The 25,118-nt window shown below is 60.8% G+C and carries 21 protein-coding genes and 2 tRNA genes; 21 read left to right on the forward strand and 2 right to left on the reverse strand.

All coding sequences use genetic code 11. From position 1 onward, the window contains the following. The first annotated feature begins 58 nt into the window (after positions 1-58). Positions 59-463, forward strand: a complete 405-nt coding sequence (fur, locus tag BJQ17_RS15470; RefSeq protein ID WP_003249922.1) for a ferric iron uptake transcriptional regulator — start codon at positions 59-61, stop codon at positions 461-463. A gap of 272 nt (positions 464-735) precedes the next feature. Here fur and recN read toward each other — a convergent pair whose 3' ends face one another. Then, positions 736-2,409 carry a DNA repair protein RecN gene (recN, locus tag BJQ17_RS15475; RefSeq protein ID WP_004575778.1) on the reverse strand — a complete coding sequence of 558 codons (1,674 nt, stop codon included), beginning with the start codon at positions 2,407-2,409 and terminating at the stop codon, positions 736-738. 192 nt (positions 2,410-2,601) lie between these two features. On the opposite strand from recN, the gene grpE reads away from it, so the two are divergent. The 8 genes from grpE (at position 2,602) to BJQ17_RS15515 (ending at position 13,021) form a co-directional block, all read left to right on the forward strand. After that, complete coding sequence (grpE, locus tag BJQ17_RS15480; protein ID WP_003249927.1) at positions 2,602-3,159, forward strand: nucleotide exchange factor GrpE; 558 nt, start codon at positions 2,602-2,604, stop codon at positions 3,157-3,159. A 101-nt stretch (positions 3,160-3,260) separates the two neighbouring features. Beyond that, on the forward strand, positions 3,261-5,186 hold the full coding sequence (dnaK, locus tag BJQ17_RS15485; protein ID WP_003249929.1) for a molecular chaperone DnaK: 1,926 nt from the start codon (positions 3,261-3,263) through the stop codon (positions 5,184-5,186). A gap of 197 nt (positions 5,187-5,383) precedes the next feature. After that, on the forward strand, positions 5,384-6,508 hold the full coding sequence (gene dnaJ / locus BJQ17_RS15490) for a molecular chaperone DnaJ (RefSeq protein ID WP_003249931.1): 1,125 nt from the start codon (positions 5,384-5,386) through the stop codon (positions 6,506-6,508). A 13-nt stretch (positions 6,509-6,521) separates the two neighbouring features. Further along, positions 6,522-7,325 carry a 4-hydroxy-tetrahydrodipicolinate reductase gene (gene dapB / locus BJQ17_RS15495; protein ID WP_003249933.1) on the forward strand — a complete coding sequence of 268 codons (804 nt, stop codon included), beginning with the start codon at positions 6,522-6,524 and terminating at the stop codon, positions 7,323-7,325. Between the two features lie 326 nt (positions 7,326-7,651). Next, on the forward strand, positions 7,652-8,788 hold the full coding sequence (gene carA, locus BJQ17_RS15500) for a glutamine-hydrolyzing carbamoyl-phosphate synthase small subunit (RefSeq protein WP_003249935.1): 1,137 nt from the start codon (positions 7,652-7,654) through the stop codon (positions 8,786-8,788). A 105-nt stretch (positions 8,789-8,893) separates the two neighbouring features. Next, entirely contained in the window at positions 8,894-12,115 is a 3,222-nt protein-coding gene (carB, locus tag BJQ17_RS15505) for a carbamoyl-phosphate synthase large subunit (RefSeq protein ID WP_003249937.1), read from the forward strand. 2 nt (positions 12,116-12,117) lie between these two features. Then, on the forward strand, positions 12,118-12,594 hold the full coding sequence (gene greA / locus BJQ17_RS15510) for a transcription elongation factor GreA (RefSeq protein WP_024717413.1): 477 nt from the start codon (positions 12,118-12,120) through the stop codon (positions 12,592-12,594). Beyond that, positions 12,572-13,021: an MFS transporter gene (locus BJQ17_RS15515; RefSeq protein ID WP_083285067.1), complete on the forward strand. Its 450-nt coding sequence runs from the start codon at positions 12,572-12,574 to the stop codon at positions 13,019-13,021. Before greA ends, BJQ17_RS15515 begins: the two co-directional genes overlap by 23 nt. A gap of 12 nt (positions 13,022-13,033) precedes the next feature. Here BJQ17_RS15515 and yhbY read toward each other — a convergent pair whose 3' ends face one another. Further along, the gene (yhbY, locus tag BJQ17_RS15520; protein WP_003249945.1) at positions 13,034-13,342 is read right to left on the reverse strand and encodes a ribosome assembly RNA-binding protein YhbY; all 309 of its coding nucleotides are present in this window, start codon (positions 13,340-13,342) and stop codon (positions 13,034-13,036) included. 102 nt (positions 13,343-13,444) lie between these two features. Between yhbY and rlmE the strand changes: the two genes are divergently transcribed. From rlmE to rbfA, 12 genes are all read left to right on the forward strand, one after another. Further along, positions 13,445-14,068: a 23S rRNA (uridine(2552)-2'-O)-methyltransferase RlmE gene (gene rlmE, locus BJQ17_RS15525; RefSeq protein WP_003249947.1), complete on the forward strand. Its 624-nt coding sequence runs from the start codon at positions 13,445-13,447 to the stop codon at positions 14,066-14,068. A gap of 206 nt (positions 14,069-14,274) precedes the next feature. Continuing rightward, positions 14,275-16,179 (forward strand): ATP-dependent zinc metalloprotease FtsH, encoded by a 1,905-nt coding sequence (ftsH, locus tag BJQ17_RS15530; RefSeq protein WP_003249950.1) that lies wholly within the window; start codon positions 14,275-14,277, stop codon positions 16,177-16,179. Between the two features lie 8 nt (positions 16,180-16,187). Continuing rightward, a complete protein-coding gene (folP, locus tag BJQ17_RS15535) occupies positions 16,188-17,039 on the forward strand; it encodes a dihydropteroate synthase (RefSeq protein ID WP_003249952.1) in 852 nt (283 codons plus the stop codon). A 16-nt stretch (positions 17,040-17,055) separates the two neighbouring features. After that, positions 17,056-18,396 (forward strand): phosphoglucosamine mutase, encoded by a 1,341-nt coding sequence (gene glmM / locus BJQ17_RS15540; protein ID WP_070096293.1) that lies wholly within the window; start codon positions 17,056-17,058, stop codon positions 18,394-18,396. A gap of 65 nt (positions 18,397-18,461) precedes the next feature. Beyond that, positions 18,462-19,217 carry a triose-phosphate isomerase gene (gene tpiA, locus BJQ17_RS15545; protein WP_003249956.1) on the forward strand — a complete coding sequence of 252 codons (756 nt, stop codon included), beginning with the start codon at positions 18,462-18,464 and terminating at the stop codon, positions 19,215-19,217. 4 nt (positions 19,218-19,221) lie between these two features. Then, a complete protein-coding gene (gene secG, locus BJQ17_RS15550) occupies positions 19,222-19,620 on the forward strand; it encodes a preprotein translocase subunit SecG (protein ID WP_003249958.1) in 399 nt (132 codons plus the stop codon). A gap of 21 nt (positions 19,621-19,641) precedes the next feature. Further along, positions 19,642-19,727, forward strand: a tRNA-Leu gene (locus BJQ17_RS15555). A gap of 100 nt (positions 19,728-19,827) precedes the next feature. Then, positions 19,828-19,904, forward strand: a tRNA-Met gene (locus BJQ17_RS15560). 129 nt (positions 19,905-20,033) lie between these two features. Next, entirely contained in the window at positions 20,034-20,492 is a 459-nt protein-coding gene (gene rimP / locus BJQ17_RS15565; RefSeq protein WP_003249960.1) for a ribosome maturation factor RimP, read from the forward strand. A gap of 59 nt (positions 20,493-20,551) precedes the next feature. Continuing rightward, complete coding sequence (gene nusA / locus BJQ17_RS15570) at positions 20,552-22,033, forward strand: transcription termination factor NusA (RefSeq protein ID WP_003249963.1); 1,482 nt, start codon at positions 20,552-20,554, stop codon at positions 22,031-22,033. A 27-nt stretch (positions 22,034-22,060) separates the two neighbouring features. Continuing rightward, the gene (gene infB, locus BJQ17_RS15575) at positions 22,061-24,601 is read left to right on the forward strand and encodes a translation initiation factor IF-2 (RefSeq protein ID WP_004575779.1); all 2,541 of its coding nucleotides are present in this window, start codon (positions 22,061-22,063) and stop codon (positions 24,599-24,601) included. A 116-nt stretch (positions 24,602-24,717) separates the two neighbouring features. Next, on the forward strand, positions 24,718-25,116 hold the full coding sequence (gene rbfA, locus BJQ17_RS15580) for a 30S ribosome-binding factor RbfA (RefSeq protein ID WP_003249967.1): 399 nt from the start codon (positions 24,718-24,720) through the stop codon (positions 25,114-25,116). Positions 25,117-25,118: the final 2 nt, after the last annotated feature.

Genomic DNA, 25,118 nt, shown 5'->3' on the forward strand with positions numbered 1-25,118 from the left:
CCCCGATCATACCCGTATTAAGAGAAGCTGCGAAGCAGCATCGGCGAGAAAGCTGACCATGGTTGAAAATAGCGAATTGCGCAAAGCCGGCCTCAAGGTGACCCTGCCTCGAGTCAAGATCCTTCAGATGCTCGACTCTACCGAGCAGCGTCACATGAGTGCAGAGGATGTCTACAAGGCGCTGATGGAGGCTGGCGAGGATGTAGGCCTGGCCACCGTCTATCGCGTGCTGACCCAGTTCGAGGCGGCGGGTCTGGTGGTTCGCCACAACTTCGACGGCGGTCATGCAGTGTTCGAGCTGGCTGATGGCGGTCACCACGACCACATGGTGAACGTGGATACCAGTGAAGTCATCGAATTCATGGACGCCGAAATCGAGAAGCGCCAGCGCGAAATCGTGGCCGAGCATGGCTTCGAGCTGGTGGACCACAATCTGGTCCTGTACGTGCGTAAGAAGAAGTAACGATTTTTCGTTATGGATAGCAAAGGCGACCTTCGGGTCGCCTTTGTGCTTTATAGCCGGGCTAGAAAGAGTGTGAGATTCCTGTGGGAGCGGCCTTGCGTCGCGAAAGGGCTGCCGGGCAGCCCCAGCGATAGGTGGGTTGAAGCTGAAATCCTGGGGCCGCTTTGCGACCCTTTCGCGACGCAAGGCCGCTCCCACAGGGGTCGCGCCAGCTTTTAGAAAATTGAGCAAGACAGTTGCTCCCACATTGATCGCGTCTGCCGGGTAGGGCCTCAGGCCTTGCCGCTCACCACCATCTTGCGTGCATGGGCCAGGGACTCCTTGGTCAGGTCGATCCCGCCGAGCATCCGCGCCACTTCTTCCACGCGCTCACGCTTGCCCAGGCTAGCCACGGCGGTGTGGGTGGTGTCGCTGTTGCGCACCTTGTGCACGAACAAATGGTGATGCCCCTGCGCCGCCACCTGCGGCAGGTGGGTCACGGTCAGTACCTGGCCGCGCTCGCCCAGGCGCCGCAGCAGTTGGCCGACGATTTCTGCCGTTGGCCCGCCAATACCCACGTCGACTTCGTCGAACACCAGGGTAGGAATGCGCGAGGTCTGCGCGGTAATGACCTGGATCGCCAGGCTGATACGTGACAGTTCACCGCCCGACGCCACCTTCGCCAGGCCCTTGAGCGGCTGGCCAGGGTTGGCACTGACCAGCAGTTCGATCTGCTCCAGGCCATGGGGTGACAGTTCGGCGCCTTCGTTCGCTGTCAGTTCGATGCAGAAGCGCCCGCCAGGCATGCCCAGGCGCTGGATTTCCTGCTCCACCGCGCCTGCCAGCTGCTGCGCTGCTTGCTGGCGCAGGCCGCTGAGTTCACGCGCCTTCTCTTTATAGTGCTGGGCGTAGGCGGCAAGCTCTTCGCCCAGCCGCTCGATCGACTCGTCACTGGCGTTAAGGCCTTCCAGCTCCTCCATCAGTTGCTGTTGCAGGTGGGGCAGCTCGGTGGGGTGCACCCGGTGTTTGCGCGCCAGGGTGTAGATGGTGTCCAGGCGCTCTTCCAGGGCTTGCAGGCGCATCGGGTCGGCGTCGAAGTTGTCGAGGAAGCGGTTGAGTTCGCCCACGGCTTCCTCGACCTGAATCTGCGCGCTGGCGATCAGGTTGGCTGCTTCGTTCAGTGCCTTGGGCGAGTTGGTGGCGGCACCCAGGCGGTTGAGGCTGGAGGTGAGGGCGCTCAGCACATTGCCCGAATCGCTCTCGCTGCACTGGTCGATGACCTGGCGGCAGATGCCGAACAGGGCTTCGGCGCTGGTCAGGTTCTTGTGTTCCTGCTCCAGCTGCTCCAGTTCGTGCTCGCCCAGGCCGAGGTTGTCCAGTTCTTCCAGCTGGTAGCTGAGCAGCTGGTGGCGGGCCCGCTGCTCGTCGCCCGAGTTGGACAGGCGCTCCAGCTCCAGGCGGGTCTGGTTCCAGCGCTTGGCTGCAAGCTGTACCTGGCGGGCCAGGTCGACGGCGCCGGCATACTCGTCAAGCAGGCGGCGGTGGGTGTCGGTCTTGAGCAGGGACTGGTGCTCGTGCTGGCTGTGGATATCGATCAGCAGTTCGCCCAGCGCCTTGAGGTCGCCGAGCGGGCAGGGCGTGCCGTTGATGTAGCCGCGGCTGCGGCCTTCGGCGGTGATCACCCGGCGCAAGATGCACAGGCCTTCGTTGTCCAGGTCGCGCTCGGCCAGCCAGGTGTGCGCTTCGGGAATGTCCACCAGGTCGAAGGTGGCCAGGATGTCCGCCTTGTCGGTGCCGGGGCGCACCACCCCGCTGTCGGCACGGTCGCCCAGGGCAAGGCCGAGGGCGTCGAGCATGATCGATTTGCCGGCACCGGTCTCGCCGGTGATGACGGACATGCCACGGGCGATTTCGAGGTCGAGGTGCTCGACGATGGCGTAGTTGTGAATGGACAGGTGCACCAGCATGGGGGCGGCTCCCGGAAATCAGGTCTGGTTATTTATACAGTACTTTTTTCAGGCCTGCCAATGCCCCTTCGCAGATTCTGTTGCAGCCTCGAAAACCACCTTGCCCCTTGAACCTGGTTTTTCCGGCCCCATATAGCCGACATCCAAGGCGAGCCTGGCTCGCAGTCCACAAAATTGCGCAGGAGAGACCCCATGGCTGATGAACAGCTGAACGAGAAAGACCTTAACGTGGAAGAAACCGGTGCAGGCAATGCAGCTGATACCCGTGTTCTGGAGCTCGAGGAACAGCTGGCCGCAGCCAAGGACCAGGCGCTGCGCGCCGTTGCCGACCTGCAGAACGTACGCCGTCGTGCCGAGCAGGATGTGGAGAAAGCCCACAAGTTCGCCCTGGAGAAGTTCTCCGGCGACTTGCTGCCGGTGATCGACAGCCTGGAACTGGCCCTGGCTCACTCCAGTGCCGACGATGAGCACGTCAAGCAGATCCGCGAAGGTGTCGAACTGACCCTGAAGATGTTCCAGGACACCCTCAAGCGCTACAACCTTGAAGCTGTCGACCCGCACGGCCAGCCGTTCAACCCTGAGCATCACCAGGCCATGGCCATGCAGGAAAACGCCGAGGTCGAGCCAAACAGCGTGCTGAACGTGTTCCAGAAGGGTTACCTGCTGAACGGCCGCCTGCTGCGCCCCGCCATGGTGGTGGTCAGCAAGGCGCCGAGCGCGGCGCAACCCTCGATCAATGAAAAGGCTTGAAATCCTCCGGGGCATCCCCATCTAGGTGTCAAGCCTTCAAGTATTACCGCAGTTGGCCAAAGTAGTCGCTGCTACCAAATTCAAGTTTCGGGAGAGTTAACATGGGCAAAATCATCGGTATCGACCTGGGGACCACCAACTCGTGCGTCTCCATTCTGGAAAACGGTAACGTCAAAGTCATCGAAAACGCCGAAGGTGCGCGTACTACCCCTTCGATCGTGGCCTACGCCAACGATGGCGAAATCCTGGTTGGCCAGTCGGCCAAGCGCCAGGCTGTCACCAACCCGCACAACACCCTGTTCGCAGTGAAGCGCCTGATTGGCCGCCGCTTCGAAGAAGATGTCGTGCAGAAAGACATCAAGCTGGTGCCATACAAGATCGTCAAGGCGAACAACGGTGACGCCTGGGTCGAGGCTGCTGGCAAGGAAATGGCTCCGCCGCAGATCAGCGCCGAAGTCCTGAAGAAAATGAAGAAGACCGCCGAAGACTACCTCGGCGAGCCAGTCACCGAAGCGGTCATCACCGTTCCGGCCTACTTCAACGACAGCCAGCGTCAGGCGACCAAAGACGCCGGCCGCATCGCTGGCCTGGACGTAAAACGCATCATCAACGAGCCGACTGCCGCTGCACTGGCGTATGGCATGGACAAGGCCAAGGGCGACCACACTGTCATCGTTTATGACCTGGGTGGTGGTACCTTCGACGTTTCGGTCATCGAAATCGCCGAAGTCGACGGTGAGCACCAGTTCGAAGTACTGGCTACCAACGGCGACACCTTCCTGGGTGGCGAAGACTTCGACATGCGCCTGATCGACTACCTTGTCGACGAGTTCAAGAAAGAGTCGGGCATGGACCTGAAGAACGATCCTCTGGCCCTGCAGCGTCTGAAAGAAGCCGCAGAAAAAGCCAAGATCGAGCTGTCGTCCGCTCAGTCGACCGACGTCAACCTGCCGTACATCACTGCAGATGCCACCGGTCCTAAGCACCTGAACGTGAAGATCTCCCGCGCCAAGCTGGAGTCGCTGGTCGAAGACCTGGTCAAGCGTACCATCGAGCCTTGCCGCATCGCCCTGAAAGACGCCGGCATCGACGCCAGCAAGATCGACGACGTGATCCTGGTCGGCGGTCAGACCCGCATGCCGCTGGTGCAGAAAGAAGTGGCCGACTTCTTCGGTAAAGAAGCGCGCAAGGACGTGAACCCGGACGAAGCCGTCGCCATGGGTGCTGCCATCCAGGGTGCGGTACTGGCCGGTGACGTGAAAGACGTACTGCTGCTGGACGTCAGCCCGCTGACCCTGGGTATCGAAACCATGGGCGGCGTGATGACCGCGCTGATCGAGAAGAACACCACCATCCCGACCAAGAAGTCGCAGGTGTTCTCGACTGCCGACGACAACCAGGGCGCCGTGACCATTCACGTGCTGCAAGGTGAGCGTAAGCAGGCTGCGCAGAACAAGTCGCTGGGCAAGTTCGACCTGGCTGACATTCCGCCAGCACCGCGTGGCGTGCCGCAAATCGAAGTGACCTTCGACATCGACGCCAACGGCATCCTGCACGTAGGTGCGAAAGACAAGGCCACCGGCAAGACTCAGTCGATCGTGATCAAGGCCAACTCCGGCCTGTCGGACGAAGAGATCGAGCGCATGGTGCGTGACGCCGAGGCCAACGCCGAGGAAGACCGCAAGTTCGAAGAGCTGGCGGCTGCCCGTAACCAGGGTGACGCGCTGGTGCACTCGACCCGCAAGATGGTCGCTGACGCAGGTGACAAGGTTACCGCTGAAGAGAAAACCGCCATCGAGGCCGCCGTTGTTGCCCTGGAAGCCGCTGTCAAAGGCGACGACAAGGCTGCCATCGACGCCAAGGTTGAAGAGCTGTCCAAGGTCTCTGCCCCGGTTGCCCAGAAGATGTACGCCGAGCAGTCGGCTGAACAGCCTCAGGGTGGCGCGCAGCAGGCCGAGCCGGAAGCCAAGCACGATGACGTGGTTGACGCCGAGTTCGAAGAAGTGAAAGACAACAACAAGCAGTAATCCCTGCATGTTGTCGGCCGGTTCACCGTCGTTTGCCGGTGAGCTGGTAGGATGTCGCCGCGCGGGGGCTTGCTCCCGCGTTGGCGTATCTGGAATTCGAGAATTTTTACAGCATCTGTCAGCGGCTCTTGAGGGTCGCACGCGGGTGCTGATGGCGTGGCGCAGATGCCACACGCCCAACAAGGTGCAAATGACCTATGTCCAAGCGTGATTATTATGAGGTCCTGGGTGTCGAGCGCGGCGCCACTGAAGCGGACCTCAAGAAGGCTTACCGCCGTTTGGCGATGAAGTACCACCCGGACCGCAACCCGGGTGATAAAGAATCGGAAGACAAGTTCAAGGAGGCCAACGAGGCCTACGAAGTGCTGTCAGACGCGAGCAAGCGTGCGGCCTTCGACCAGTATGGCCATGCGGGTGTCGACCCAAGCATGGGTGGCGGTGGTGCCGGCTTTGGTGGTGCCAATTTCTCCGACATCTTCGGCGATGTGTTCAGCGACTTCTTCGGCGGCGGCCGCGGTGGTGGTCGAGGCGGTGCCCAGCGCGGCAGCGACCTGCGCTACACCCTGGAGCTGAACCTGGAAGAAGCGGTGCGTGGCACCACGGTCAGCATCCGCGTGCCTACCCTGGTCAACTGCCAGCCTTGCGACGGTTCCGGTGCCAAGAAGGGCTCGACCCCGTCGACCTGCCCGACCTGTGGTGGTATCGGCCAGGTGCGCATGCAGCAAGGCTTCTTCTCGGTGCAGCAAACCTGCCCGCGCTGCCATGGCCAAGGCAAGATCATTACCGACCCGTGCACTTCGTGCCATGGTGAAGGGCGTGTCGAGGAATACAAGACGCTGTCGGTCAAGGTGCCGGCAGGTGTCGATACCGGCGACCGCATCCGTCTGTCGGGTGAGGGCGAGGCCGGTACTCATGGTGGCCCGACTGGCGACCTGTACGTGGTGATCAGCGTGCGTGAGCACGAGATTTTCCAGCGTGATGGCAAGCATTTGTACTGTGAAGTGCCGATCAGCTACACCGATGCTGCCCTGGGCGGCGAGCTGGAAGTGCCGACCCTGGATGGTCGCGTGAAGCTGAAGATTCCGGAAGGCACCCAGACCGGTAAGCAGTTCCGTCTGCGTGGCAAGGGTGTTGCCCCGGTGCGTGGTGGTGGTGCGGGTGACCTGCTGTGCCGTGTGGCCGTAGAAACCCCGGTCAATCTCAGTCGCCGTCAGCGTGAGCTGCTCGAAGAGCTGCGTGATTCGCTGGAAGGCGACAGTTCCCACTCGCCCAAGGCCAGCGGCTGGTTCGATGGTGTGAAGCGCTTCTTCGGCGATCTCTGACAAGGAACAGGTTATGCGACGTATTGCAGTGATGGGCGCGGCGGGGCGGATGGGCAAAACCCTCATCGAAGCCGTGCAACAAACCCCGGGCGCGGGGCTGACTGCGGCGATCGATCGCCCAGACAGCTCGTTGGTCGGGGCTGATGCCGGAGAGCTGGCGGCACTTGGCCGAATTGGCGTGCTGTTGTCCGACGACCTGGCCAAGGTTGCCGACGAGTTCGATGTGCTGATCGATTTCACTCACCCCTCGGTGACCCTGAAAAACCTGGCGTTCTGCCGCAAGCACGGCAAGGCGATGATCATCGGCACGACCGGTTTTACAGTCGAAGAGAAGCAGTTGTTGGCTGAGGCTGGCAAGGACATTCCAATCGTGTTCGCCGCCAACTTCAGCGTGGGGGTCAACCTTAGCCTCAAGCTGCTGGATATGGCTGCGCGGGTGCTGGGCGATGATGTCGATATCGAAATCATCGAGGCGCACCACCGGCACAAGGTCGATGCGCCGTCGGGTACTGCACTGCGCATGGGTGAAGTGGTTGCCAATGCGCTGGGCCGTGATCTGCAGGAAGTGGCCGTGTATGGCCGTGAAGGGCAGACCGGTGCGCGCGATCGCAAAACCATCGGTTTCGCTACCGTGCGTGCCGGCGATGTGGTGGGCGATCACACCGTGTTGTTCGCTGCTGAAGGCGAGCGCCTGGAAATCACCCACAAGGCCTCCAGCCGCATGACCTTCGCCAAGGGTGCCGTGCGTGCGGCACTGTGGCTGGATGGGCGCGAGCCTGGGCTGTACGACATGCAGGATGTGCTTGAGCTGCGCTAAGCCGTGAGTGGGGTGTTGGCTGCTTCGCGGGCTTGCCCGCTCCCACAGGTACAGCGTTGCTCTTGGGTTGGTGCGATCCCTGTGGGAGCGGGCGAGCCCGCGAAGAGGCTGGCGTGGATGTCAGCCTGTCGCATCGATGTGTTTTAGAGACACATATCCGGTAGACCGAAAACACACTTTTCTGTAAGCTACAGCTTTAGTGTGTCCACTAAAAGCGCGCAGCGAATTGAATTCAGCACATGAAAGCGGGGTGACGTGTCCATACGTCACTCCGCTTTTTTGCAACCTGCGATCGCCCTTTCATGCTTGATTTACGGGAGGTCTTCTTGACAAAGCCAGCCATACTCGCCCTTGCCGACGGCAGTATTTTCCGCGGTGAAGCCATCGGTGCCGACGGTCAGACCGTTGGTGAGGTGGTATTCAACACCGCTATGACCGGCTACCAGGAAATCCTTACAGACCCTTCCTACGCGCAGCAAATCGTTACCCTGACCTACCCGCACATCGGCAACACCGGTACTACCCCGGAAGACGCCGAGTCGAACCGCGTCTGGTCCGCTGGCCTGGTCATCCGTGACCTGCCGCTGCTGGCCAGTAACTGGCGTAATACCCAGTCGCTGCCTGAGTACCTCAAGGCTAACAACGTCGTTGCCATTGCCGGCATCGACACCCGTCGCCTGACCCGTATCCTGCGTGAAAAGGGCGCCCAGAACGGCTGCATTCTGGCGGGTGACAACATCAGCGAAGAAGCGGCCATCGCCGCTGCCCGCGGCTTCCCGGGCCTGAAGGGCATGGACCTGGCCAAGGTCGTCTCCACCAAGGAACGTTACGAGTGGCGCTCCAGTGTGTGGGAGCTGAAAACCGACAGCCACCCGACCATCGACGCTGCCGACCTGCCGTACCACGTGGTTGCCTTCGACTATGGCGTCAAGCTGAACATCCTGCGCATGCTGGTGGCCCGCGGCTGCCGCGTGACCGTGGTGCCAGCCCAGACCCCGGCCAGCGAAGTGCTGGCACTCAACCCGGACGGCGTGTTCCTGTCCAACGGCCCGGGTGACCCTGAGCCGTGCGACTACGCGATCCAGGCGATCAAGGAAATCCTCGAAACCGAGATCCCGGTATTCGGCATCTGCCTCGGCCACCAGCTGCTGGCCCTGGCTTCCGGCGCCAAGACCGTGAAAATGGGCCACGGCCACCACGGTGCCAACCACCCGGTCCAGGACCTGGATACCGGTGTGGTCATGATCACCAGCCAGAACCACGGCTTCGCCGTTGACGAGGCGACCCTGCCGGGTAACGTTCGCGCCATTCACAAGTCGCTGTTCGACGGCACCCTGCAGGGTATCGAGCGTACCGACAAGAGCGCGTTCAGCTTCCAGGGCCACCCTGAAGCGAGCCCTGGCCCGACCGACGTCGCGCCTCTGTTCGATCGTTTCACCGATGCCATGGCCAAGCGCCGCTGAGCATCCTGCTTCAAGGCCCCGGGCCGGCATACGCCGCGCCCGGCAGCGCCTGACCCAGATTGTTCAAAGCGGCTTGCCGACTGACCCCGGATTTGAGTGACCACCATGCCAAAACGTACAGACATCAAAAGCATCCTGATTCTCGGCGCTGGCCCGATCGTGATCGGCCAGGCCTGCGAATTCGACTACTCCGGCGCGCAGGCCTGTAAAGCCCTGCGCGAGGAAGGTTTCCGCGTCATCCTGGTGAACTCCAACCCAGCCACCATCATGACCGACCCGGCCATGGCCGACGCCACCTACATCGAGCCGATCAAGTGGCAATCGGTGGCCAAGATCATCGAGAAAGAGCGCCCGGACGCCGTCCTGCCGACCATGGGTGGCCAGACCGCCCTGAACTGCGCCCTGGACCTGGAGCGCCACGGCGTTCTGGAAAAGTTCGGCGTAGAGATGATCGGTGCCAATGCTGACACCATCGACAAGGCCGAAGACCGCTCGCGCTTCGACAAGGCCATGAAGGACATCGGCCTGGAGTGCCCGCGCTCCGGTATCGCCCACAGCATGGAAGAGGCCAATGCGGTCCTCGAGAAGCTCGGCTTCCCATGCATCATTCGCCCGTCGTTCACCATGGGCGGCACCGGCGGCGGTATCGCTTACAACCGTGAAGAGTTCGAAGAAATCTGCACCCGTGGTCTGGACCTGTCGCCGACCAAAGAGCTGCTGATCGACGAATCGCTGATCGGCTGGAAGGAATACGAGATGGAGGTGGTCCGCGACAAGAAGGACAACTGCATCATCGTCTGCTCGATCGAGAACTTCGACCCGATGGGTGTGCACACCGGTGACTCGATCACGGTTGCCCCGGCACAGACCCTGACCGACAAGGAATACCAGATCATGCGCAACGCCTCGCTGGCGGTGCTGCGTGAAATCGGTGTGGAAACCGGCGGTTCCAACGTCCAGTTCGGCATTTGCCCGAACACCGGCCGCATGGTCGTCATCGAGATGAACCCGCGCGTATCGCGTTCGTCCGCCCTGGCCTCCAAGGCCACCGGCTTCCCGATCGCCAAGATCGCCGCCAAGCTGGCCATTGGCTACACCCTCGACGAGCTGCAGAACGACATCACTGGCGGTCGCACCCCAGCGTCCTTCGAGCCGTCGATCGACTACGTCGTCACCAAGCTGCCACGCTTCGCCTTCGAGAAATTCCCGAAAGCCGACGCCCGCCTGACCACCCAGATGAAATCCGTGGGTGAAGTCATGGCCATCGGCCGTACTTTCCAGGAATCCCTGCAGAAAGCCCTGCGCGGCCTGGAAGTCGGCGCCTGCGGCCTCGACCCGAAAGTCGACCTGGCCAGCCCGGAAGCCGCCAGCATCCTCAAGCGCGAACTGACCGTGCCGGGTGCCGAGCGTATCTGGTACGTGGCTGACGCCATGCGTTCGGGCATGACCTGCGAAGAAATCTTCAATCTGACCGGCATCGACATGTGGTTCCTGGTGCAGATGGAAGACCTGATCAAGGAAGAAGAGAAGGTCAAGACCCTGGCCCTGTCGGCAATCGACAAGGACTACATGCTGCGCCTCAAGCGCAAGGGCTTCTCGGACCAGCGTCTGGCAGTACTGCTGGGCATCACCGACAAGAACCTGCGTCGCCACCGCCACAAGCTGGAAGTGTTCCCGGTGTACAAGCGCGTCGACACCTGCGCCGCCGAGTTCGCCACCGACACTGCCTACCTGTACTCCACCTACGAGGAAGAGTGCGAGGCCAACCCGTCGACCCGCGACAAGATCATGATCCTGGGTGGCGGCCCGAACCGTATCGGCCAAGGTATCGAGTTCGACTACTGCTGCGTACACGCCGCCCTGGCGCTGCGTGACGACGGTTACGAGACCATCATGGTCAACTGCAACCCGGAAACCGTCTCCACCGACTACGACACTTCCGACCGCCTGTACTTCGAGCCGCTGACCCTGGAAGACGTGCTGGAAGTCTGCCGCGTCGAGAAGCCGAAGGGCGTGATCGTTCACTACGGCGGCCAGACCCCGCTGAAGCTGGCCCGCGCTCTGGAAGAAGCTGGCGTGCCGATCATCGGTACCAGCCCTGACGCCATCGACCGCGCCGAAGACCGTGAGCGCTTCCAGCAGATGGTTCAGCGCCTGAACCTGCTGCAGCCGCCAAACGCCACCGTGCGCAGCGAAGAAGAGGCTATCCGTGCTGCGGGCAGCATCGGCTACCCGCTGGTCGTGCGTCCGTCCTACGTACTGGGCGGTCGTGCCATGGAGATCGTCTACGAGCTGGACGAGCTCAAGCGCTACCTGCGTGAAGCGGTACAAGTGTCGAACGACAGCCCGGTACTGCTCGACCACTTCCTCAACTGCGCCATCGAGATGGACGTGGATGCGGTGTGCGACGGCACCGACGTGGTCATCGGCGCGATCATGCAGCACATCGAGCAGGCCGGCGTACACTCCGGCGACTCGGCGTGCTCGCTGCCACCTTACTCGCTGAGCAAGGAAGTGCAGGACGAAGTCCGCGTTCAGGTCAAGAAAATGGCGCTGGAGCTGGGCGTGGTAGGCCTGATGAACGTACAGCTGGCCCTGCAGGGCGACAAGATCTACGTGATCGAAGTCAACCCGCGTGCCTCGCGTACCGTACCGTTCGTGTCCAAGTGCATCGGCACGTCCCTGGCGATGATCGCGGCCCGCGTCATGGCGGGTAAAACCCTGAAAGAGCTGGGCTTCACCCAGGAAATCATCCCGAACTTCTACAGCGTGAAGGAAGCCGTCTTCCCGTTCGCCAAGTTCCCAGGGGTTGACCCGATCCTCGGCCCTGAGATGAAATCGACCGGTGAAGTCATGGGCGTCGGTGACAGCTTCGGTGAAGCCTTCGCCAAAGCCCAGATGGGTGCCAGCGAAGTGCTGCCGACGGGCGGTACCGCGTTCATCAGCGTACGCGACGACGACAAGCCACAAGTGGCCGGCGTTGCCCGCGACCTGATCGCCCTGGGCTTCGAAGTGGTTGCCACTGCCGGCACCGCCAAGGTTATCGAGGCGGCTGGCCTGAAAGTGCGCCGTGTGAACAAAGTGACCGAAGGTCGCCCTCACGTGGTCGACATGATCAAGAACGACGAAGTGTCGCTGATCATCAATACCACCGAAGGTCGCCAGTCGATCGCCGACTCCTACTCGATTCGTCGCAATGCGCTGCAGCACAAGATTTACTGCACCACTACCATTGCGGCTGGTGAAGCCATCTGCGAAGCGCTGAAATTCGGTCCGGAAAAGACCGTTCGTCGCTTGCAGGATCTGCATGCAGGACTGAAAGCATGAGCATTACCAAATACCCGATGACCGTCCAGGGCGCTCGCGCCCTGGAAGAAGAGCACCTGTTCCTGAGCAAGACCGAGCGCCCGCGCCTGAGTCAGGCCATTGGTGAAGCGCGTGAGCTGGGTGACCTCAAGGAAAACGCCGAATACCATGCCGCCCGTGAGGAGCAGGGCATGGTCGAAGCGCGTATCCGTGATATCGAAGGCCGTCTGCAGAATTCGGTGGTCATCGATGTGACCACCATCCCTCACACCGGCAAGGTGATTTTCGGTACCACCGTGGTACTGGCCAACACCGAAACCGATGAAGAGGTGACCTACCAGATCGTTGGTGAGGATGAAGCTGACGTGAAGCAGGGCAAGCTGTCGAGCGGTGCACCCATTGCCCGTGCCATCATCGGCAAGGAAGAAGGTGATACTGTCGTCGTCAAGACGCCTAGTGGCACGGTCGAGTACGAGATTGTCGAAGTCAAGCACATCTGACCGACGCCTGCGGGCGCCGTCCCTTGAGGGGATCCTCTGGCAACTGGCCCAGGTTTTCTGGGTCGGTGGCCTGTGGGTGTTCCATGTAGGGCTGGTGCCTGCGCTCAAGGTCAGTGGCCTGGCCCCGCTGCTGGTGCAGGATATCGCCGGGCAGATCGACCGCTGGTTGATCGGCGTGGCGTTGCTTGGCTTGTTGACTCAGCTGGCAGTGCTGGCGAGGGTGGACGGCCTGGCGGCCTGGTGGCGGCAGTTCCGCGGCCAGATGCTGTTGCTCGGCTTTGGTGCCTGCGTGGGGTATTACACCTTGCGCTACGGTATTTCCGTGGGCGAGCGCTGGCAGATGTTCTGCTTTCTGGTGCTGGGCTTTTCCGGCGTCGTGCTGGTGGCCCAGCCGGTACCGGTCAGGGCGCGTTCACCGCGCCACTGATCGGAGCCACCGTTACTTGTAACGGTGGATGTTGGACAGCTGTTTGTTCGGCTGTGGGTTCTTGCGGTAGATCAGGGCTTTCTTGCCGATGGTCTGCACCAGCTCGGCACGGCCGGCCTTGCACAGCTCGGCGATGGTCTCGGCGCGTTCCTCGCGGTCTTCCGAGCGAATTTCGACCTTGATCAGCTCATGGTCGACCAGTGCGCGCTCCAGTTCGGCGATCACGCCTTCATTCAAACCGTTGCCAGCAACGATCAGGACCGGCTTCAGGTCATGACCAATGGACTTGTATTGCTTCTTCTGCTCGTTATTGAGCGGCATAATCTGACCCTTTCCGTCTGATTCTGTAAAATTGACCGGCATTTTACCCGAGGGCCACCGGCTCCGCCCAGTCAATCACGACGCATATCATCGAGGTGCCCCGTGGTACAACGTTCCAAAAGCAGCGCAAACTGGCTGCGAGAGCATTTCAACGACCCTTTTGTGAAGCAGGCGCAGAAGGATGGGTATCGCTCGCGTGCGAGCTACAAACTGCTGGAGATCCAGGAGAAGGACCGCCTTATCCGCCCAGGCATGAGCGTGATCGACCTCGGCGCAGCCCCTGGTGGCTGGTCCCAGGTGACCAGTCGTCTGATTGGTGGCCAGGGTCGCCTGATCGCTTCCGACATTCTGGAAATGGACTCGATCGCCGACGTGACCTTCATTCAAGGTGACTTCACCCACGACGAAGTGCTGCAGCGCATTCTCGAAGCGGTGGGCGATTCGCATGTGGACCTTGTGATTTCCGACATGGCCCCCAATATGAGTGGTACGCCCGCGGTGGACATTCCGCGTGCCATGTTCCTCTGCGAGCTGGCCCTCGATCTGGCGACCCGCGTGCTCAAGCCCGGGGGCGACTTCCTGATCAAGATTTTCCAGGGCGAAGGTTTTGACGTGTACCTGAAGGATGTGCGCAGCAAGTTCGACAAGGTGCAAATGCGCAAGCCATCGTCGTCACGGGACCGTTCCCGCGAGCAATACCTGTTGGGCAGGGGCTTCAAAGGGTAATGAAAGGTGTGAAGCGGGGTGGTCGATAGTTAATTCCAATCGGCCACTGCGTCAGGATCGTCCGAACTTCGTGTAGTCTAGCTTTCACAAAGGGTTACAGACGGTGCCTGCGGCTGCGTAGGTAATGTAGTAAGTTAGGGCGATGAATATCATGCGAGGCACGGCTGCGTCGTGCGCCGGCCTCAGAGGGTAGCTAATTGAACGACATGGCAAAGAATCTGATCCTGTGGTTGATCATCGCAGCTGTCCTGGTGACAGTGATGAACAACTTCTCCAGCCCTAACGAGCCGCAGACCCTCAACTACTCCGACTTCATCCAGCAGGTCAAGGATGGCAAGGTCGAGCGTGTGACCGTCGATGGCTACATCATTACTGGCAAGCGCACCGATGGCGACAACTTCAAGACTGTGCGCCCGGCCATCACCGACAATGGCCTGATCGGCGATCTGGTCGACAACCACGTGGTCGTCGAAGGCAAGCAGCCTGAGCAACAGAGCATCTGGACGCAGTTGCTGGTGGCGAGCTTCCCGATCCTGGTGATCATTGCCGTGTTCATGTTCTTCATGCGTCAGATGCAAGGGGGCGCGGGCGGCAAGGGCGGGCCGATGAGCTTCGGCAAGAGCAAGGCACGCCTGCTGTCCGAAGACCAGGTCAAGACCACGCTGGCTGACGTTGCGGGCTGTGACGAGGCCAAGGAAGAGGTTGGCGAGCTGGTCGAGTTCCTGCGCGATCCGGGCAAGTTCCAGCGCCTGGGCGGCCGTATCCCGCGCGGTGTGCTGATGGTTGGCCCACCCGGTACCGGTAAGACCCTGCTGGCCAAGGCCATTGCGGGCGAGGCGAAAGTACCGTTCTTCACCATTTCCGGTTCGGACTTCGTGGAAATGTTCGTGGGTGTCGGTGCCAGCCGTGTGCGCGACATGTTCGAACAGGCCAAGAAGCACGCCCCGTGCATCATCTTCATCGACGAAATCGACGCCGTTGGTCGCCATCGTGGCGCCGGCATGGGCGGCGGTCACGACGAGCGTGAGCAAACCCTCAACCAGTTGCTGGTGGAGATGGACGGCTTCGAGATGAACGATGGCATCATCGTCATCGCCGCCACCAACCGTCCGGATGTGCTCGACCCTGCGCTGCTGCGCCCCGGCCGCTTCGATCGCCAGGTGGTGGTTGGCCTGCCGGACATTCGTGGTCGCGAGCAGATCCTCAAGGTGCACATGCGCAAGGTGCCGATCGGCGAGAACGTCAACCCGGCGGTCATCGCGCGGGGTACCCCAGGCTTCTCCGGCGCCGACCTGGCCAACCTGGTCAACGAGGCTTCGCTGTTTGCCGCGCGTTCCAACAAGCGCCTGGTCGAAATGAAAGAGTTCGAGCTGGCCAAGGACAAGATCATGATGGGCGCTGAGCGCAAGACCATGGTCATGTCCGAGAAGGAAAAGAGAAACACGGCCTATCACGAGGCTGGCCACGCCATTGTCGGTCGCCTGGTGCCTGAGCACGACCCGGTCTACAAGGTTTCGATCATCCCGCGTGGTCGTGCCTTGGGTGTGACCATGTTCCTGCCGGAAGAAGACCGCTACAGCCTCTCCAAGCGTGCGCTGATCAGCCAGATCTGCTCGCTGTATGGCGGCCGTATCGCCGAGGAGATGACCTTGGGCTTCGATGGCGTGACCACTGGCGCGTCCAACGACATCATGCGCGCCAGCCAGATCGCCCGTAACATGGTGACCAAATGGGGCCTGTCCGAGAAGCTTGGCCCGCTGATGTATGCAGAGGAAGAGGGCGAGGTGTTCCTCGGCCGTAGTGCCGGTAGCCAGCATGCCAGCGTGTCCGGTGAGACGGCCAAATTGATCGACTCCGAGGTGCGCAGCATCATCGATCAGTGCTACGCCACTGCCAAGCAGTTGCTGATCGACAACCGCGACAAGCTCGAGGCGATGACCGAAGCGCTGATGAAGTACGAGACCATCGATGCCGATCAGATTGACGACATCATGGCTGGGCGCACACCACGTGAGCCGCGTGATTGGGACGATGACAAGCACTCGGGCACGCCTGCGGCCCAGGATGAGCGTCCGGAATCGCCAATCGGCGGCCCAGCGGCTGAACACTAAGGGCATCTATGAGCTCAGTGCAGTACCCGACCCGGTTGCCTTGCGGCAGCCGGGTTCTTGATTTGTCGCATACCCATGTCATGGGTATTCTCAATATCACCCCCGATTCCTTCTCCGATGGCGGTCGCTTCAGTCAGCGCGACGAGGCCCTGCGCCACGCCGAAGCGATGGTTGCCGCCGGCGCAACGCTGATCGACATCGGTGGCGAGTCCACGCGCCCGGGTGCGCGTGCAGTCTCGGTGACCGAGGAGCTGGAGCGTGTGGCGCCAATGGTCGAGGCCATCAACAGTCGCCTCGACGTGGTCATTTCGGTCGATACCTCCACGCCTGCTGTCATGCGTGAAGCAGCCCGCCTGGGTGCCGGGCTGATCAACGACGTGCGGGCCCTGGAGCGCGATGGCGCCCTGGACGCTGCGGCGGACACCGGTCTGCCGGTGTGCCTCATGCACATGCGTGGCGAGCCGGGTAACATGCAGGACGATCCGCATTACCAGGACGTGACCGCCGACGTCACCCGTTATCTTGAACAGCGGATGGCCGCCTGCGCCGCAGCGGGCATTGATGCTGACAGAATCATCCTTGACCCGGGCTTCGGTTTCGCCAAGACACTGGCGCACAATCTGAGCCTGTTCAAGCACATGGAAGCGCTCTATCGCCTTGGGCGCCCACTACTGGTGGGCGTTTCACGAAAGAGCATGATCGGCCTGACGCTGGAACGTCCGGTCGGCGAGCGCTTGTACGGCAGCCTTGCGCTGGCGGCGTTGGCCATGACCAAGGGAGCGAGCATCCTTCGTGTACATGACGTGGCCGAAACCGTTGATGTGGTACGCATGATCGCTGCGGTGCAAAACGCCGAATAAGAACATTGGAGTCCCTATGAGCAGAAAATATTTTGGTACCGACGGCATTCGTGGCCGCGTCGGCGAATACCCGATCACGCCTGACTTCATGCTGAAGCTTGGCTGGGCGGCCGGCATGGCCTTCCGCAAGCAAGGCCATTGCCGCGTGCTGGTGGGCAAGGACACGCGTATCTCCGGCTATATGTTCGAGTCCGCACTCGAAGCCGGCCTGTCCGCGGCAGGTGCTGATGTGATGTTGCTCGGGCCGATGCCGACACCGGCCATCGCTTACCTCACGCGTACCTTCCACGCCGAAGCCGGTATCGTCATCAGTGCCTCGCACAACCCGCACGATGACAACGGCATCAAGTTCTTCTCGGGCCAGGGCACCAAGCTGCCGGACGAGGTCGAGCTGATGATCGAAGAGCTGCTCGACCAACCGATGACCGTTGTCGAGTCGGGCAAGCTGGGCAAGGTTTCGCGTATCAACGATGCCGCCGGCCGCTACATCGAATTCTGCAAGAGCAGCGTGCCGAGCAGCACCAGCTTCGACGGCCTCAAGCTGGTGGTCGACTGCGCCCATGGTGCGACCTACAAGGTTGCGCCCAGCGTATTCCGTGAGCTGGGTGCCGACGTGACCGTGCTGCATGCGCAACCGGACGGCTTGAACATCAACGAAGGTTGCGGCTCGACACACATCGAATCGCTGCAGGCCGCTGTACTGGTCGGGCATGCCGATCTCGGCATTGCCTTTGACGGTGACGGCGATCGCGTGCTGATGGTCGACCACACGGGCGCCATCGTCGACGGTGACGAGCTGCTGTTCATCATTGCTCGCGACCTGCAGGAACATGGCAAGCTGCAAGGCGGGGTGGTCGGCACGCTGATGAGTAACCTGGGCCTGGAGCTGGCGCTCAAGGACCTGGACATCCCGTTTGTGCGAGCCAAGGTCGGCGACCGTTACGTCATGGCCGAGCTGTTGGAGCGTGAATGGCTGGTCGGCGGTGAAAACTCCGGTCACGTCGTGTGCTGCAACCACACCACAACCGGCGATGCGATCATTGCCGCGCTGCAGGTGCTGATGGCGCTCAAGCGCCGGGGTGAAACCCTGGCCCAGGCCCGTCAGGCCCTGCGCAAGTGCCCGCAGGTGCTGATCAATGTGCGCTTTGGCGCCAGCAAGGTCGACCCGCTGGAGCACCCCGCCGTCAAGGAAGCCAGTGCAAAGGTTACCGATGCGCTGGCGGGGCGTGGTCGCGTGCTGTTGCGCAAGTCCGGTACCGAGCCGCTGGTGCGGGTCATGGTTGAGGGCGAGGACGAAAGCCAGGTGCGGGCCCATGCTGAAGCGCTGGCCAAACTGGTCGGCGAAGTTTGTGTCTGAAGGCGCTTGCCAGCGCAGATCTGGTTGGGTAAGATCTGCGCCCACTTTGACCGACGAGGTAAAGCATGCGTCGCCCTATGGTAGCTGGTAACTGGAAAATGCACGGTACCCGCGCTAGCGTCGCTGAGCTGACCAAAGGCTTGAGCAATCTCGCCTTGCCGAGCGGAGTGGAAGTCGCCGTATTTCCACCGGCCTTGTTCATCAATCAGGTGATTGATGGCCTGGCGGGTAAAGAAATTACTGTCGGCGCACAGAATTCTGCTGTACAACCCGAACAGGGTGCGCTGACCGGGGAAGTTGCTCCCGAGCAGCTGGTTGAAGCAGGTTGCAAGTTGGTGTTGATTGGCCATTCGGAGCGCCGCCAGATTATTGGTGAAACCGACGAAGTGCTCAATCGCAAGTTTGCAGCGGCCCAGGCCAAAGGCTTGAAGCCAGTGCTTTGCATAGGGGAAACCCTTGAGGAGCGCGAGGCTGGCAAAACGCTCGAAGTTGTCGGGCGTCAACTAAGCAGTATCATCGAAGCATTCGGTGTTAAGGCTTTTGCCGATGCAGTAATTGCCTATGAGCCTGTATGGGCCATCGGTACGGGCCTTACGGCCACGCCACAGCAGGCCCAGGATGTGCACGCCGCCATCCGCGGCCAGTTGGCGGCAGAAGATGCTGAAGTAGCTGCGAAGGTGCAGTTGCTATACGGCGGCAGCGTGAAGGCGGCCAATGCGGCCGAACTGTTCGGCATGCCGGATATCGATGGGGGGCTCATTGGTGGGGCTTCCCTGAACGCAGACGAATTCGGTGCAATTTGTCGCGCCGCAGGAAACTGAACAAATGCTGGAAACAGTCATCGTTGTTTTTCATCTGTTGGCAGCGCTGTCGCTTGTAGTGCTGGTTCTGTTGCAACAGGGTAAAGGTGCTGAAGCAGGTGCATCTTTCGGCGCGGGGGCTTCAAATACCGTGTTCGGGAGCCAAGGCTCTGCAACGTTCCTAAGTAAATTAACTGCTATACTCGCTGCCACTTTCTTTTTGACAGCACTTGGGTTAGGATACTTCGCGAAGCAACAAGCTCACCAGCTTAGCCAAGCAGGTCTTCCAGATCCAGCAGTGCTAGAAGTGAAAGAGCCGCAAAAACCGGCAGTTAATGATGATGTACCGGTGCTCCAGCAGCAGAAGAGCGAAACCACCAGTAATACGGGTGATGTACCTCCTCCGGCTCAAGAGCAGAAGTAACGGGTTTCAAGTAGTAGTATTGCCGAGGTGGTGGAATTGGTAGACACGCAACCTTGAGGTGGTTGTGCCCATAGGGTGTAGGGGTTCGAGTCCCCTTCTCGGTACCAATTAAAGCTTGAGAGCCCGCTTTAGCGGGCTTTCTTGTAGGTGAATGTTTGGATTTGACCCTCAACAGGGTTCGGTCTTATACTTTTGCCCCAGCTTTGTCGCGGGGTGGAGCAGCTTGGTAGCTCGTCGGGCTCATAACCCGAAGGTCGTTGGTTCAAATCCAGCCCCCGCAACCAGCTTCAGCGGAGCCCCTTTTCAGGGGCTTTTTGCTAACCGAACAGTTTCGGCGTCGTTGTCCTACGGCGCTTTCAGGGATGGGCGCTTCGCCCATTTTTTATTTGCACAGCATGCACGAGGGGGTTCAGGTGTCGAGCAAGCTAGAACAGTTGCAGGCCTTGTTGGCCCCGGTTGTCGAGGGTCTGGGCTATCAGTGCTGGGGGATCGAATACGTTTCCCAGGGTAAGCATTCGGTACTGCGCATCTACATCGACAAGGAAGGCGGTATTCTGGTGGACGACTGCGAAGCAGTCAGCCGTCAGGCCAGCGCAATCCTCGATGTGGAAGATCCAATCAGCAGTGAGTACACCCTCGAGGTGTCTTCTCCAGGCATGGATCGCCCACTGTTCACGCTGGAACAGTTTGCCTCGCATGCCGGCGAACAAGTGAAGATCAAGCTGCGCTCACCCTTCGAGGGTCGTCGTAACTTCCAGGGCCTTCTCCGCGGTGTGGAGGAGCAGGATGTGGTGGTCCAGGTGGACAACCAGGAGTTCCTGTTACCGATCGACTCGATCGACAAGGCCAATATTATTCCCAGTTTTGACTGAGACGTGCCGGGCCCGGCGGACTATCCGGGCCCAATGGCTTGCGCAAGGCGAGGCGTACGATGAGCAAAGAAGTACTGCTGGTTGTTGAATCGGTATCCAACGAAAAAGGTGTACCGCCCGGCGTCATTTTCGAAGCGCTGGAAGTGGCCCTGGCCACTGCAACCAAAAAACGTTTTGAAGACGAAGTCGACCTACGTGTGGAAATCAACCGCCACACCGGTAGCTACGAGACTTTCCGTCGCTGGACCGTGGTCGACGAAGCCGATCTTGATGATCCGGCGATCGAGACCTGGCTGGACAAGATCAAGGACACCCACCCTGAAGCCAAGGTCGGTGACGTGATCGAAGAGAAGATCGAGTCCATCGAGTTCGGTCGTATTGCCGCCCAGACCGCCAAGCAGGTCATCGTGCAGAAGGTCCGTGAGGCCGAGCGTGCCCAGGTGGTCGATGCCTACCGTGAGCGCGTTGGCGAGATCATCTCCGGTACCGTAAAAAAGGTTACCCGCGACAACGTCATCGTTGACCTGGGCAACAACGCCGAGGCCTTGCTGGCTCGCGAAGACATCATTCCGCGCGAAACCTTCCGTGTTGGTGTGCGCCTGCGTGCGCTGCTCAAGGAAATTCGCACCGAAAACCGTGGCCCACAGCTGATCCTGTCGCGCACCGCGCCGCAGATGCTGATCGAGCTTTTCCGCATTGAAGTGCCGGAAATTGCCGAGGGCCTCATCGAAGTCATGGCTGCTTCCCGTGATCCGGGTTCGCGAGCCAAGATCGCCGTCCGCTCCAAGGACAAGCGTATCGACCCGCAAGGTGCCTGCATCGGCATGCGTGGTTCGCGCGTCCAGGCCGTATCCGGGGAGCTGGGTGGTGAGCGTGTGGATATCGTCCTGTGGGACGATAACCCGGCGCAGTTCGTCATCAACGCCATGTCGCCGGCTGAAGTCGCGGCGATCATCGTTGATGAAGATGCCCATGCCATGGACATCGCCGTCGCCGAGGACAACCTGGCCCAGGCCATTGGCCGTGGCGGTCAGAACGTTCGCCTGGCCAGTCAGTTGACCGGCTGGACCCTGAACGTGATGACCGAGAAGGACATCCAGGCCAAGCAACAGGCCGAAACCGGTGACATCCTGCGCAATTTCATCGAGGAACTGGAAGTCGACGAGGAGCTGGCCCAAGTGCTGGTCGACGAAGGCTTCACCAGCCTTGAAGAAATTGCCTACGTACCGTTGGAAGAAATGCTCAACATCGATGGCTTTGACGAAGATATCGTCAATGAGCTCCGCGCTCGAGCCAAGGACCGTTTGTTGACCAAGGCCATCGCTACCGAAGAAAAACTGGCAGACGCCCACCCGGCCGAAGACCTGCTCTCCCTTGAGGGCATGGACAAAGACCTGGCGGCTGAACTGGCGGTGCGCGGCGTGGTTAACCGCGAAGACCTGGCCGAGCAGTCGATCGACGATCTGCTCGACATCGACGGCATCGACGAAGAGCGTGCCGGCAAGTTGATCATGGCCGCCCGAGCCCACTGGTTCGAGTAATTAGGCGCGGCCTGAGGAGAGAAGTGCATGACGCAAGTCACGGTGAAAGAACTGGCCCAAGAGGTCGAGGCACCGGTAGAGCGCCTGCTGCAGCAGATGCGTGAGGCAGGTCTGCCGCACACCGACGCCGGTCAGGTAGTGACCGACAATGAGAAGCAGACCCTGCTGACTCATTTGAAAAGCAGCCACAAGAGCAAGGCGGAAGAGCCGCGCAAGATTACCTTGCAGCGCAAAACCACCAGCACCCTGCGTGTCGCCGGTAGCAAGAGCATCAGCGTAGAAGTACGCAAGAAGAAAGTTTTCGTTCAGCGCAGCCCTGAAGAAATCCAGGCTGAGCAGAAGCGTGAGCTGGAAGAGCGCCGCGCGGCTGAAAATGCCGCTCGCGACAAGGTCGAGGCCGAAGTTCGCCAGCGCAACGAAGAGCAGGCTCGCCGTCAGGCGGCCGGCTCCACCGCCGCCGCCCCTGCGCCTGCTGCCAAGCCAGAGCCGGCTCCTGCCGCTGCTCCGGTCGCTGCTCCGGCCCCGGTAGTCGCAGACGCCCCGGCCTCTGAAGACGCCGCAGCCCGTGCTGCCGAGCGCAAGAAAGACGAGACCCGTCGCAACGAAAGCCGTACCCGTGATGACGACCGTCGTCGTGGCGAAGCGCCTCGTGTGTCGATCAAGGTCAAGGTCAAGGAGAAGGAAAAGGCGCCGACTCCGCGTGCTGCTCCGCGCACTACCGACGAAGAGAGCGATGGCGCTCGTCGTGGCCGTGGTGGCAAGAGCAAGCTGAAAAAGCGTAATCAGCACGGCTTCCAGAACCCGACCGGCCCCGTCATCCGTGACGTGACCATCGGCGAGACCATCACCGTCTCCGAGCTGGCCAACCAGATGTCCGTCAAGGGCGCTGAAGTGGTCAAGTTCATGTTCAAGATGGGGACCCCGGTCACCATCAACCAGGTGCTCGACCAGGAAACCGCTCAGCTGATCGCAGAAGAGCTGGGCCACAAGGTCACGCTGGTCAGCGACACCGCCCTGGAAGACTCCCTGGCCGAATCGCTGAAGTTCGAAGGCCAGACCGAGTCGCGTGCGCCGGTGGTTACCGTCATGGGTCACGTTGACCATGGTAAGACCTCGCTGCTCGACTACATCCGTCGTGCCAAGGTTGCCGCTGGCGAAGCCGGTGGTATCACCCAGCACATCGGTGCCTACCACGTGGAAACCGACCGCGGCATGGTCACCTTCCTCGATACCCCAGGTCACGCTGCGTTTACCCAGATGCGTGCCCGTGGTGCCAAGGCGACCGACATTGTCATCCTGGTGGTGGCGGCGGACGACGGCGTGATGCCGCAAACCCGCGAAGCCGTTCAGCATGCCAAGGCAGCCGGTGTTCCGCTGGTCGTTGCAGTGAACAAGATCGACAAGCCAGGTGCTGACCTCGATCGCATCCGTAACGAGCTGTCCGTCGAAGGCGTTACCTCCGAGGACTGGGGTGGTGACACGCCGTTCGTCAAGGTTTCGGCGAAGATGGGTACCGGTGTCGACGAGCTGCTCGAAGCCGTTCTGCTGCAGGCCGAGATCCTCGAACTGACCGCTACCCCAACCGCGCCAGGTCGTGGTGTGGTTGTCGAATCGCGCCTGGACAAGGGTCGTGGCCCGGTGGCGACCATCCTGGTTCAGGACGGTACCCTGCGTCAGGGCGACATGGTCCTGTGCGGCTCCAACTATGGCCGCGTACGTGCCATGCTCGACGAGAACGGCAAGCCTGTGAAGGAAGCTGGCCCGTCGATCCCGGTCGAAATCCTCGGCCTGGACGGTACTCCGGAAGCCGGTGACGAGCTGTCCGTGGTTGCCGACGAGAAGAAAGCCCGTGAAGTTGCCCTGTTCCGTCAAGGCAAGTATCGCGAGGTCAAGCTGGCCCGTGCTCACGCCGGCAAGCTGGAAAACATCTTCGAGACCATGGGTCAGGAAGAGAAGAAAACCCTCAACATCGTTCTCAAGACCGATGTGCGTGGTTCTCTGGAAGCGCTGCAGGGTTCGCTCGGCGGCCTGGGCAACGACGAAGTGCAAGTGCGCGTGATTGGTGGTGGCGTCGGTGGTATCACCGAGAGCGATGCCAACCTGGCGCTGGCTTCGAATGCAGTACTGTTCGGCTTCAACGTGCGTGCCGACGCCGGTGCGCGCAAGATCGTCGAGCAGGAAGGTCTGGATATGCGTTATTACAACGTGATCTACGACATCATCGAAGACGTCAAGAAGGCCCTGACCGGCATGCTCGGCAGCGATGTTCGCGAGAACATCCTGGGTGTCGCCGAAGTACGTGACGTGTTCCGTTCGCCGAAGTTCGGCGCCATCGCTGGCTGTATGGTCATCGAGGGTACCGTGTACCGCAACCGTCCGATTCGCGTACTGCGTGATGACGTTGTGATCTTCGAAGGCGAGCTGGAATCGCTGCGTCGCTTCAAGGACGATGCTTCCGAAGTCCGTTCGGGCATGGAGTGCGGTATTGGCGTCAAGAGCTACAACGACGTCAAGGTCGGCGACAAGATCGAAGTCTTCGAGAAAGTCCAGGTGGCTCGTACCCTTTAAGGGCGAGCGAGCCGCAAGCGCCTGCTACAGGGCGGCTTGCGGTACCTCTTCAGGTAGCGCCCGGTCAGGCATTCGTCTGTCCGGGCGTTTGCCGCTTTAAGTTACAGGTAGCAAGAATGGCCAAAGAATATAGCCGTACCCAACGTATTGGCGATCAGATGCAGCGCGAGCTGGCCGAGCTGATCCGTCGCGAAGTCAAGGACCCGCGTGTCGGTCTGGTGACTATCACCGCCGTGGACGTGAGCCGTGACCTGGGCCATGCCAAGGTGTTCATCACCGTCATGGGCGAGGAAACCCCGGATGCCGTGCAGCAATCGCTCAAGGCATTGAATAGCGCTGCCAGCTTCCTGCGTCTGCACCTGGGGCGTTCGATGCAACTGCGCAGCGTGCCGCAGCTGCACTTCCATTTCGATGAAAGTGTCAGCCGTGGTGTGCACCTGTCGGCGCTGATCGAGCGTGCAGTGGCCGAAGACCGCCTGCACAAGGATGCCGACGAGTCGGACACCAAGGAGTAAGC

This window comes from Pseudomonas sp. NBRC 111139, from assembly GCF_001753955.1.
GTDB classification, from domain to species: domain Bacteria; phylum Pseudomonadota; class Gammaproteobacteria; order Pseudomonadales; family Pseudomonadaceae; genus Aquipseudomonas; species Aquipseudomonas alloputida.

Coding starts and splice junctions, on each gene's coding strand:
- dnaJ (WP_003249931.1), top strand. CDS start 5,384: ATGTCCAAGCGTGATTATTATGAGGTCCTGGGTGTCGAGCGCGGCGCC.
- secG (WP_003249958.1), top strand. CDS start 19,222: ATGCTGGAAACAGTCATCGTTGTTTTTCATCTGTTGGCAGCGCTGTCG.
- rbfA (WP_003249967.1), top strand. CDS start 24,718: ATGGCCAAAGAATATAGCCGTACCCAACGTATTGGCGATCAGATGCAG.
- infB (WP_004575779.1), top strand. CDS start 22,061: ATGACGCAAGTCACGGTGAAAGAACTGGCCCAAGAGGTCGAGGCACCG.
- fur (WP_003249922.1), top strand. CDS start 59: ATGGTTGAAAATAGCGAATTGCGCAAAGCCGGCCTCAAGGTGACCCTG.
- yhbY (WP_003249945.1), bottom strand. CDS start 13,342: ATGCCGCTCAATAACGAGCAGAAGAAGCAATACAAGTCCATTGGTCAT.
- grpE (WP_003249927.1), top strand. CDS start 2,602: ATGGCTGATGAACAGCTGAACGAGAAAGACCTTAACGTGGAAGAAACC.
- glmM (WP_070096293.1), top strand. CDS start 17,056: ATGAGCAGAAAATATTTTGGTACCGACGGCATTCGTGGCCGCGTCGGC.
- dnaK (WP_003249929.1), top strand. CDS start 3,261: ATGGGCAAAATCATCGGTATCGACCTGGGGACCACCAACTCGTGCGTC.
- nusA (WP_003249963.1), top strand. CDS start 20,552: ATGAGCAAAGAAGTACTGCTGGTTGTTGAATCGGTATCCAACGAAAAA.
- tpiA (WP_003249956.1), top strand. CDS start 18,462: ATGCGTCGCCCTATGGTAGCTGGTAACTGGAAAATGCACGGTACCCGC.
- folP (WP_003249952.1), top strand. CDS start 16,188: ATGAGCTCAGTGCAGTACCCGACCCGGTTGCCTTGCGGCAGCCGGGTT.
- recN (WP_004575778.1), bottom strand. CDS start 2,409: ATGCTGGTGCACCTGTCCATTCACAACTACGCCATCGTCGAGCACCTC.
- ftsH (WP_003249950.1), top strand. CDS start 14,275: ATGGCAAAGAATCTGATCCTGTGGTTGATCATCGCAGCTGTCCTGGTG.
- dapB (WP_003249933.1), top strand. CDS start 6,522: ATGCGACGTATTGCAGTGATGGGCGCGGCGGGGCGGATGGGCAAAACC.
- carB (WP_003249937.1), top strand. CDS start 8,894: ATGCCAAAACGTACAGACATCAAAAGCATCCTGATTCTCGGCGCTGGC.